This is a genomic window from Deltaproteobacteria bacterium, assembly GCA_009929795.1.
In the GTDB taxonomy this organism is placed as follows: Bacteria; Desulfobacterota; Desulfovibrionia; order Desulfovibrionales; family Desulfomicrobiaceae; genus RZZR01.
Genome location: RZZR01000208.1, coordinates 1 through 3,490, shown reverse-complemented (window position 1 = coordinate 3,490; position 3,490 = coordinate 1). Strand labels below are relative to the sequence as shown.

Below are 3,490 nucleotides of genomic sequence, written 5' to 3'. Positions count from 1 at the left end.
CGAGTCCCGCCTTAAAATAGGGCTTGCCAATCAATCGATAGGAGAAATTCGGATGAGCACCACGATCAAAGACTTTGACTTCGCGACCGGCCCGATCTCGTATGAGGAGGGGCAGGTATGGGAGGAGTGTGCTGGATGCACCTCCCTCGGGCATTTCTTTAACCGTGGTGGGGTCAGGGTGCCGATCGTGGGTTCTTGCGGCTCTTGGGATTGGCTGACCAACCGCTGGCACTCGGACGAGGCTAGGAATCTGATTTCGATCGCCCTCCGCTCTGGCTCGCTCGACCGGGAGGGAGGGGACCCTTACGCGATGAAGCGGCTTCTCGAGGAGGTCCAGAAGTTCCAGTCCCGCAAGGAGGAGCTGCGTGGGCCGAACCTCTTCTAGGCCCCATGATCCCGGGGCCATCAATGGGGCACGAGCCCCAAGGTCCTGCCTCGAAAGGAGGCAGGGAAATCAGTAGGTTAAACGAAGGAGCAATCAAAATGTTGAAGCAATTTGCGGTCGAAAGCTGGATGGGTGGGTGGGATAACTGGACGACCCACGAGACCGAAGAGGAGGCCCGTAAGGCCGCCATGCGTCCGGCGGAGTGGGGGAGGATTTGGTTTGCTGAGGGCGGGTTCGAGGCGGACCCCGCCACCGGCTCGGTGTCCGTCCTGAAGACGGATCCGATCCAGCTCATCGAGACCTGGTTGGGCGAGGAGGGGGACGAGTTCGACGGGCTCGAGTTCGAGCCCTATGAGGATGAATCTGAGGAGTTCCGCGAATGGGCTCAACAGGGGCCCGCCAAGCAGTACCGGGACGATGGGTTCTTCCCCGCCCCAGCCCTCCCGTAGGGAGGGCACGCCCTTCAGCAGCGGGCGCTACGCCCGCAAACCGGCCCCTACAAGGCCGCCGCAGCCCTGCCCCTCTACCACCCTACTGGGGAGGGGTGTGGACGGCCTTAAAGACCGCGCCAGTAAGGAGAAATAAAGATGACCAAGACCTATCCTCTCGAGAAGTTCGCGTCTTTCGGCCAGCGCGAGGCGGAGTACGTGTCTCTGGTCCGCGAGACCAGCCCAGCCGCCACGAGGGTCGAGGTTCGGCCTTTGTGGTCAAACCCGAGTCACGAGACATGGGGCTGCGACAGCAGCGACGGGTTCCCGATCGGGACGCCGTACAAGAAGGCCTCATAGGACGCCCGTAGAGGCCGTCCACGCCCCTACCCGCTACCACCCTACCGGGTGGGGGCTAGGACGGCCTCCTAGGCCCGCGTGAGCAGGCGTAGCGGAGGAGATTCGGATGCCTCTTGGCTTGGGCAAGGGGGCATCCGAATCTTGGGACGCGGAATGGGCTGCCTAGAATGACCCCCTCCCCCATCCCCCCCCGGCCGGAGGCCGGGGGGGGATGGGGGAGGGGGAGCGAGGAGAAGGGGCGATGGGTAAGGAGGATGACGCAAGGAGCAAGGCATAATAGGAAGGAGGAAGGAGCGAGAGGATCTAGCCCCATCATGCGAGCGCCCCGCAGCCTTTGCACACGAAAGGAGCAATCGTGTACTAGGCTGCGGGGGGCGCGGGGGCCGGTCAAGGGGGCGCCGAGGAGCCCGGTTTTGCCGGTGACGATGAAATAATTTCAGGAAACTGGTCACGGAATGAGGAATTTGTTAGATTTCAGGAAGTTACGGCGATGCGGACTTACGTAAGAGTCTGAGAATTATAAGGATGTCTTTTAGTAATTAGACAAGCTGCACTCTACAATAAGTATAAAAAAAAAAAAAATGAAATAATTATTATCTATTATCAATTATTATTTACGTCCCTCCTCTCTATATAAAAGCCGCCGGAGACAAGATATCACCGTGTACGGGTACTTCCCCCCCGTAACCCCTTGGCGCAAAGGAAAAAACACGTAGGGTGAGCGAAACTTATACCTACTTGCGTCATGGACTTACGTAACGACCGCATTTTGTGGGGCCGTTCGCCAAAAATCGGACAAACGGAGGCCTGTTTTACAGAGGACGCAAATTAACTTTTATCTATCCCTCGCAACAAGGACGCAAATTTGCGCCAAACTCAAAAACTAATTAAAGGCGCCCGACGAGGACAGACGAAAAACTTTAAAATTAACTCCCATACAAAGGTGGGAAGAATCTTTCACTTTTCTCTTGACACGAACCGAGGTGCGCCTTAGACTAAGCGCTCCCCAAAACTAAGGTCAAGACAAAATGGAAGATAATTTTACATTACACGCGGCCGGCCTAGTGGTGGACCGACCGACCTTCGAGGCCCTCCTTTCGGACACGAAGCGATGGACAATCTACCTGTCCATGTGCAAAAGGAGAGGGCCTCAGGTCCCCCGATTGGCCGTCTCGCATAACGCGAGCGACTGGGGGATGACCTCCGAAGGAGTGGCAACCAGCAAAGGAGCCATCACCCCCGCCCCCCTCCACCCCTTTTTCGAGTTCGTTCAGTCATTGAACGGACTCCCAGCTCCCGCATCCGACGGCCAGGAAACCGGCTCTTTCCTCTACGGTATGAAGGAGCGTGCGCTGGTCCCCGATCTTGCCGCAGCCGGCTACATGGCTCGCATGAGGTCAACCGGGAAAGGGCGGGACTATCGACAGGCGCTCCTGAAGGCGGCTGCTAAGGACCTGAAGGGCCATATCGACCGGCTCATCCTCTCCGGACGCTTTTATGCCGAGGACGGGGAGGTTCGTTATATGGCCCAAGCCGGGGAGCTGATTTCCTTGTCGACGGACCACACGACCAAAAAGACCAAGGAGGAGGTGTCGGGATACCTCTTCAAGGCCCGCTCCCCCGCGCAGAGCAAGGACCGGCCCGGCTGGATCCCCCTCTCCGGGCTCCCCCAGTACCTCGAACCGAAGAAGGCGGTCGACGCCCTGAATGTGATCGAGGAGTTGGCGGACCCCGTCACGCTTCAGCTGGTTCAGGAGGAGCAGAACCGCTACCGGCTCTACGTCAGCCATCGGCACGCCCATGACTTGCTGGTCGAGAACGGCTTGACCGAAGGCCCGAAGGACGTGATTCAGAGGTGGACATGAGCAACTTCTTTGACCCCATCTCAGGGCTCCCGCGACGGGCGTCCGCCAAGGAGCGGCTTGCTGTCGGAAGGATCAAGCTCAAGAACAAGAACCGGCATCAGGAGTGGTTCCCCCACTTCCCGAAATACTGGGTGCCGTGGCAGGACCTGTCACCCAAGCAGGAAACGATGATCAAGGAGCTGCTTGACGTCTTGATCCGGGCTGGCAGAGGGAGCGGTTTGCCTCGGATCAAGGTCAGAATCGCTCACCCAGACCGGCCCCACCTGCTGGAGCGGCTGACGGTCACGGAACTTGCCGACCGACTGGAAAAGCCGCTCTATGATGGCGAGCTGACCGACCTTTACGTCCTGGCCTACAAGAACGCCGCGAACGGCAAACCCATGCCCTTCATCGGCGGTCGATTTGACTGGCGCAAGGGGCTGTGGGAGTGGTCGCAGGACCCGGTATCGGTC

5 protein-coding genes are annotated in these 3,490 nt (G+C 58.9%); all 5 read left to right on the top strand.

What is annotated here, in order from left to right:
- The first annotated feature begins 52 nt into the window (after positions 1-52).
- A complete protein-coding gene (locus EOM25_13200) occupies positions 53-385 on the top strand; it encodes a hypothetical protein (GenBank protein NCC26131.1) in 333 nt (110 codons plus the stop codon).
- Between the two features lie 98 nt (positions 386-483).
- Positions 484-834, top strand: a complete 351-nt coding sequence (locus EOM25_13195) for a hypothetical protein (GenBank protein NCC26130.1) — start codon at positions 484-486, stop codon at positions 832-834.
- Positions 835-972: 138 nt separating this feature from the next.
- Positions 973-1,173 carry a hypothetical protein gene (locus tag EOM25_13190; protein ID NCC26129.1) on the top strand — a complete coding sequence of 67 codons (201 nt, stop codon included), beginning with the start codon at positions 973-975 and terminating at the stop codon, positions 1,171-1,173.
- 1,028 nt (positions 1,174-2,201) lie between these two features.
- Positions 2,202-3,038: a hypothetical protein gene (locus tag EOM25_13185; GenBank protein NCC26128.1), complete on the top strand. Its 837-nt coding sequence runs from the start codon at positions 2,202-2,204 to the stop codon at positions 3,036-3,038.
- Positions 3,035-3,490: hypothetical protein (locus tag EOM25_13180; GenBank protein NCC26127.1), on the top strand; the 456-nt coding region annotated here is incomplete at its 3' end. The genes EOM25_13185 and EOM25_13180, both read left to right, overlap by 4 nt.

Bases quoted from the DNA above. Each gene is read 5' to 3' on its own strand.
- EOM25_13200 (NCC26131.1), top strand. From the start codon at position 53: ATGAGCACCACGATCAAAGACTTTGACTTCGCGACCGGCCCGATCTCG.
- EOM25_13195 (NCC26130.1), top strand. From the start codon at position 484: ATGTTGAAGCAATTTGCGGTCGAAAGCTGGATGGGTGGGTGGGATAAC.
- EOM25_13190 (NCC26129.1), top strand. From the start codon at position 973: ATGACCAAGACCTATCCTCTCGAGAAGTTCGCGTCTTTCGGCCAGCGC.
- EOM25_13185 (NCC26128.1), top strand. From the start codon at position 2,202: ATGGAAGATAATTTTACATTACACGCGGCCGGCCTAGTGGTGGACCGA.